Below are 6,057 nucleotides of genomic sequence, written 5' to 3'. Positions count from 1 at the left end.
GGTATAATTTTATTGATTTACTAATACAATTTGCTGACCTGCCTACCTTTATAATCCTCTGTTTTATGAATCTTGCTGCTATACTTATATCAGGCAGACGTACTATGAGTGATATTTTAGTTCTTTTAAGATATATTTCCGTTCCTTTTGGAGTTTTAATCACTCTCATATCACTTACAACAATACCTGCCGAAATTACAAAGGCAGAAAATCTTATGTTAATTATACCAGTCTGCCTCATCCCCACTGAGTATGGAATAATCGAGTGTATAATTGCCACTATTTTAAGCAAAAAATTAAATTAAAAATTTCCTATTAAATGAAGATAACCCCTGCAAGTATAGTAATTTTAGTTTCAATTACTATACTTGCAGAGGTTAATTATGTTCAATCCCCCAGTGCCTGCTCTAAATCACTAATCAAGTCCTCAATATCCTCTATTCCACAGGAAAGTCTCAAAATTTCATCCGTAACACCATACTTAAGTCTGTCTTCCTTTGACATACATTTATGTGACATTGTCGCAGGATGAGAAATTATGGACTCTACTCCTCCAAGACTTACAGCAAAGATAGGTATCTTTATCTTTTCTATAAATTTATCCATATCCTCTTTCTTGTAGAACTTGAACGAAAGCACAGCTCCACCTGAGCTTGCCTGACTCATATGTATTTTATAATATCTACAGGTAGGTATACCCGGATAATAAACAGTCTTAATTTTCTCCTGTTTTGATAAAAACTCTGCTATTGCGGCTGCATTAGATACAGACTTTTCCATACGGAGTCCCATAGTCTTCATTCCTCGAAGAACTAGCCACGCATCTTCAACTCCCATTATAGCACCGAAGTTTTTCTGAAAAAGGCCAAGACAGCCTACATATTCATCGCTGTTTGTAGCTATCATACCTGCTACCACATCACTGTGTCCATTTATAAACTTTGTCATACTTTCTACAACAATGTCTACCCCTAGCTCAAGTGGCCTTTGATAAAATGGTGTCATAAATGTATTATCTGCTATTGTTATGAGATTATGTCTTTTTGCTATATCTACAAGTTTTCTTATATCAGAAACCTTAAGAAGAGGATTTGATGGAGTTTCTATATATAAAATCTTGGTATTACTCTTTATACTGCTCTCTACAAGCTCCAAATCATCATAATCTACAAATGTAGTCTCCATAGAAAGTCTTGGCATAACTTCAGTTGCAAACTGAAAAGTACCTCCATAAACTTCACTAGGGAAAATCACATGTCCCCCTGCTCCTGCCAGCATCAGCACATTGCTTATAGCTGCCATTCCTGATGAGAACACAAGACCATGCTTTGCTCCCTCAAGCTTAGCTACAGCACTTTCAAGTGCCATTACTGTAGGGTTTCCAAATCTTGAATAGCTGTATTTTTTACCGTCTACATAGCAACTTTTTTGGTCAAAGGTAGAAGTCTGATACTTAGGTATGGATGCCGCTCCTGTATATCCGTCTATTACAGGATATCCATGTAGCATCTTAGTATTAATTCCTTTCAAAATTATCACCTCTTCAATCTTAAAATTATTCATCCCATAGTCACCTGCCTCTGAATTTGAATAATAGAATTAAGCAAATCAATTTTAAAGCTATGACTATGGGAAGATATTTTGTTTATCTTATTTCTTTTTAGAGTTCAAATGGAAGTATGCAATAATAGGAAGGATTACATAACCTATTACCATTGCTGTTATAGCATACCAGTTAAGATGTGCTACTCCATCCTCACCGGTAACTGAGAACTGTCCCTTCCAGTTAAACTTATAAAGAAGAAGTACTGTAAGTCCAACTGAAATAATAGGAAGAACTACATCAGTAATTACATTCTTCTTAGCATCAATAATTTCTTCTTTCTGCTTGCCCATAAAGAATACAATTACACCAAGTGGAACTACAATAAACTGTGCAAATCTTGCGATTGAACTTATTATCATTATACCCTGCATATCATACATAAATGACATAGGAACAACTATTGCAAGTACAGCAGTAAGTATAAAGGCATTCAAAGGAATGTCTTTAGCATTACGCTTTCCAAGGAAAGCCGGAAGAACACCGTCTTTAGCCATAGCCTCGCATACTCTTGGAGCATGGAATGATGATGCTACATTAATACCGAACATAGAGATAAGGGCACCTATAATAATAATTCCTCTGATTATTTTATTTCCAAATACAGCTGCAAGGATAACAACCTCATCTGACTGCACAAGGGCAACAGGATTTATCATCATTGCAACAAGTACTATACCAAAGTAAATAGCTGCAATTACGCCAATAGCAAGAGGAATAGCTCTTGGAAGGTTCTTTTCAGGATTCTCCATATCACTTGCACCTGAAGCCACACTCTCAAAGCCTGTAAAAGCATAGAAAGCTGAAATTACAGCAGTTACAAACATAGTTGCATCCATCTCAGGAATTAAAGCTCCACCATCTGCGTTTTTAAGCATATCTACATCTGTAATATGATTCTCACCTGTCATAATTATAATTACAATACCTGCTACTATAGTAATCGCAAGGGCTGCTACTTTACCTGCTGTTGAAAGGTCACTTATAAGAGTTAAGAAAGCTGTTCCCTTAACATTTATTACAAATAAAATGAGCATAAGCACTAAAAATCCTACAGTTACATTTACAAGATTCTTAGAGTCCATTCCAAGTATTGAAAGTGCATTTTTTATTACAGCTGTTGCCATAACCCCCCACGCAATACTTGCAGATACATATCTGGTTACACCAATGAACATACCAGTATTTGCCCCAAACGCTGCCTTTGCATAAGAATAAGCTGCACCATTTTTTACTACATATTTACTGGCTGCTGCAAAAGTTACTGCAAGCACTGCCGCAAACACAGCTGCACAAAGATAAATGAAAGGTGCCATACTTCCTGCCTGCTTAGTAACTCCACCTGGAGATAGGAAGATACCTGTACCTATTACTGAATTGATAGTAAGAAATACTATCGACCAAAACTTCATTTTTTTATTCATTAGAAGCCTCCTTTATAAATCTTTCAAATAATTTATTCATCTTTTCTACGGACTCATGCAACATCTCAGGATGCCACTGTACTCCTATAAGGAAAGGATAATCTGTCTTCTCGATAGCCTCAATAACTCCATCCGGAGCCTCTGCCCTCTTAACAAGACCAGCACCAACCTCTTTAATTGCCTGATGATGGAAAGAATTTATCATAAATTTCTCCTCACCAAAGATTTCAAACAGTTTTGAATTCTTATCTACAGTAACCGAATGTGTTACCCTTGCCGGAGTATTTACCTGATTATGCTTAAGAACTTCTATACCCATATAGCTCAAATCCTGATACAGACTTCCCTTAAAATAGGTATTGATAATCTGAGCACCTCTGCAAATACCGAGTACAGGTTTTTTAGCCTCAAATGCAGCCTTAAGAAGTCCGTATTCAAAGTCATCTCTTTCCGGAAAAATATCACCTAGCTTTGGCATAGGCTCTTCTCCATAATTTCTAGGTGCAACATCATGTCCACCTGAAAGAAGAAGTCCATCTACCATTTCCATCTGAGCCTTAATAACTTCCTCATTCTCGTTAAACGGAATGATAAATGGTACGCCACCATTCTTTATTACAGAAAGAATGTAGTCATTATTGACATAAGACCTTTTATAGCCTGCGAAGTTACCTGAAGAATCAATTATCAAACTTCCTGATATTCCGATAACCGGTTTTTTCATCTAGTTTCTTCCTCCCATCTTTAATATTCTGTAGTAACTATTCAGCCTTCCTCAACTCGCAGACACTTTGTGCTATACTTGTGAGGAATAATTACATTTTGTACTTCTTTTAATACAAATTCAGTTTACATTATTTAAGTTTTATTGTAAAATGATATTAGTTTTATTCTAAATAAAAATTTTTCCTTTATCTCCATTAAATTTTATTTAGAATAGATTTTTTAATACTTTTATATGCTATATTATATTTTTTACTTTTATGTAGATTTTAACAATAAATTATTTGATTTTTAGTGAATTAGAGGTAAATATGAATAATATTGAGAGCGCACTCGGAAATGCTATTAAAAATTGTCGAATAAATAGACATCTTACGCAGATAGAATTAGCAAATTTGATAAGTAAGAGCAATACCACCCTCGCAAAATATGAAAAAGGGGAAATAAGCATTGATGTTGCTACCCTTGTTGAGATTGCCAAGGTACTACAAGTTCCACTGGAATATTTTATAGAATCCATAAAAGAAAAAACAGAAAAAACTATTCCTCCTCAAGCTGACCTCATCATTCCACAGTTTTACAGTAGTAAAAAACTGTATCTTTATTTTTGGGATGCAAGGAACAATTCACTAAATACTTCGGTTCTTAAAATTCTCGAAAAAACAGAATGTACAGCCAACTGCCACAAAGCTGAAATATATATGAATGTAAAAAATGTAGATGATTATATTTTTTGTGAAAATGCCTACGAGGGAACCATTGAATTTCACCATATCATCACCAATATTTATATGAAACACAAGGCTACTCCAATCGAAAAAATCACTATAAATATACTCGAAAACTTCACTCCGACCGATACTAAACTAGGACAGTTTACAGGAGTATCTTTTCGTCCTATAACTCCACTTTCCTGTAAAATGCTACTTAGCATAAAACCACTTAAAGAAAATGACCCTGTACTTAAGAAACTTGTGATTGATAAAGAAGATATTAAAAGACTTAAAACAAATAACTTCTTCTCTGTAACACAACACTGGTAGGCTCATCGCCTACCAGTGTTGTATCATTATTTAATATTAAACTTAAATACAGTTGTACTTCTATACTCCTTACCTGCACTTATTATGCTTGACTTAAAGTTTTTTTCGTTGCAAGCATTTGGAAAATACTGGGTTTCAAAGCAGACTCCGGCTCTCGGATTGTAAATAACTCCTGCCTTACCTTTTTTATTTTCAAGAAAATTAGCAGTATATACTTGCATTCCCGGTAAGTCTGTCATTACCTCCACTGCTATACCTGTTTTATCCGAATAAAGTTCTGCCACTTTAGAAATGTCACCCTCTGTACCATTTAATACAAAGTTATGATCATATCCCCTTGCTATCTTTATATAATTATAATCTGAATCAATCCCCTCTCCTATTTCCTTCATCTTCCTAAAATCCATAGGAGTATTCTCTACATCTACAATCTCACCCGTAGGTATCATATTAGATGCTATTGCAGTAAACTTATCCGCATTTACATACATTTTATGTTTAAGAATATCACCTTCTCCATCTAAGTTAAAATAACTGTGATTAGTAGGATTTATTACGGTATCTTTGTCGGAAATCCCTCTATATTCAAGAATCAGTTCATTTCCCTCTGTTAAAGTATAGGTTATGCTAAGTTCAGCCTTCCCCGGAAATCCTTGTTCCATATCCTTAAAAGTATGCATAAATCTAACTCTTGTTGCAAATTCATCTTCAAGAACTTCTGCATCAAAAAGCATATAGTGGGAACGATTTGAACCACTGTGAAGATTATTCTCTCCATCATTTTCTTCCAGCTTATATTCTATACCACATATAGTAACCTTAGCTCCACCTATCCGATTAGCATTTCTACCCACAAAACTTCCAAGAGATTCTGCATTGTCATAATATCCTTCTACATTATCATAACCAAGATTTACATCAACAAACTGTCCTTTTTTATCAGGTACAATTATATCTTTAATAATAGCACCTAAATTTAACAGACTTACCATCATACCATTTTCATTGGTCAATGTATAACATCTTATATCAGAACCATCCTTTGCTTTCCCAAAATTACTGATTTCTACCTTCATAATATCCTCCGTTAAATTTTTCACATATCGAGAAATTTCCTATTCAATACAATATGGTATACAGGCTATATGCCATTCACGCAGCCTTATAAGCTATATACCATTAATTAAACTAAATTATTCATACCATAGGTCAGTTTATTATAACCTAGAAAATGTAATATTTTCAAGGGTTACAATAAATTAAA

At 34.5% G+C, this 6,057-nt stretch carries 6 protein-coding genes; 2 read left to right on the top strand and 4 right to left on the bottom strand.

The features are described from left to right. Positions 1 to 305, top strand: a 305-nt coding sequence (locus tag ACTTG8_RS09455; protein WP_442561867.1) for a hypothetical protein, incomplete at its 5' end; no start/stop codon positions are given. Between the two features lie 82 nt (positions 306 to 387). On the opposite strand, the gene ACTTG8_RS09450 is transcribed toward ACTTG8_RS09455, so the two are convergent. The 3 genes from ACTTG8_RS09450 to ACTTG8_RS09440 all read right to left on the bottom strand — a co-directional run bounded on the left by ACTTG8_RS09450 (position 388) and on the right by ACTTG8_RS09440 (position 3,751). Next, entirely contained in the window at positions 388 to 1,563 is a 1,176-nt protein-coding gene (locus ACTTG8_RS09450; protein WP_442561866.1) for a trans-sulfuration enzyme family protein, read from the bottom strand. An 87-nt stretch (positions 1,564 to 1,650) separates the two neighbouring features. Then, a complete protein-coding gene (locus ACTTG8_RS09445) occupies positions 1,651 to 3,027 on the bottom strand; it encodes an APC family permease (RefSeq protein WP_442561865.1) in 1,377 nt (458 codons plus the stop codon). Then, on the bottom strand, positions 3,020 to 3,751 hold the full coding sequence (locus ACTTG8_RS09440; protein ID WP_442561864.1) for a gamma-glutamyl-gamma-aminobutyrate hydrolase family protein: 732 nt from the start codon (positions 3,749 to 3,751) through the stop codon (positions 3,020 to 3,022). The genes ACTTG8_RS09445 and ACTTG8_RS09440 overlap by 8 nt, the downstream gene beginning before the upstream one ends. 310 nt (positions 3,752 to 4,061) lie before the next feature. On the opposite strand from ACTTG8_RS09440, the gene ACTTG8_RS09435 reads away from it, so the two are divergent. Continuing rightward, positions 4,062 to 4,793, top strand: coding sequence for a helix-turn-helix domain-containing protein (locus tag ACTTG8_RS09435; RefSeq protein ID WP_442561863.1), 732 nt, complete (start codon positions 4,062 to 4,064; stop codon positions 4,791 to 4,793). A gap of 26 nt (positions 4,794 to 4,819) precedes the next feature. Here the strand turns inward: ACTTG8_RS09435 and ACTTG8_RS09430 are convergent, their stop codons facing one another. Next, positions 4,820 to 5,869, bottom strand: a complete 1,050-nt coding sequence (locus tag ACTTG8_RS09430; protein ID WP_442561862.1) for an aldose epimerase family protein — start codon at positions 5,867 to 5,869, stop codon at positions 4,820 to 4,822. Positions 5,870 to 6,057 lie beyond the last annotated feature (188 nt).

This window comes from Catonella sp. (assembly GCF_052173895.1).
Classification (GTDB): Bacteria; Bacillota; Clostridia; order Lachnospirales; family Lachnospiraceae; genus Catonella.
The sequence above is the reverse complement of the archived record's forward strand: the minus strand, read 5'-3'. Positions and strand labels throughout refer to the sequence as shown.

Coding starts and splice junctions, on each gene's coding strand:
- ACTTG8_RS09440 (WP_442561864.1), bottom strand. CDS start 3,751: ATGAAAAAACCGGTTATCGGAATATCAGGAAGTTTGATAATTGATTCT.
- ACTTG8_RS09445 (WP_442561865.1), bottom strand. CDS start 3,027: ATGAATAAAAAAATGAAGTTTTGGTCGATAGTATTTCTTACTATCAAT.
- ACTTG8_RS09450 (WP_442561866.1), bottom strand. CDS start 1,563: ATGAATAATTTTAAGATTGAAGAGGTGATAATTTTGAAAGGAATTAAT.
- ACTTG8_RS09430 (WP_442561862.1), bottom strand. CDS start 5,869: ATGAAGGTAGAAATCAGTAATTTTGGGAAAGCAAAGGATGGTTCTGAT.
- ACTTG8_RS09435 (WP_442561863.1), top strand. CDS start 4,062: ATGAATAATATTGAGAGCGCACTCGGAAATGCTATTAAAAATTGTCGA.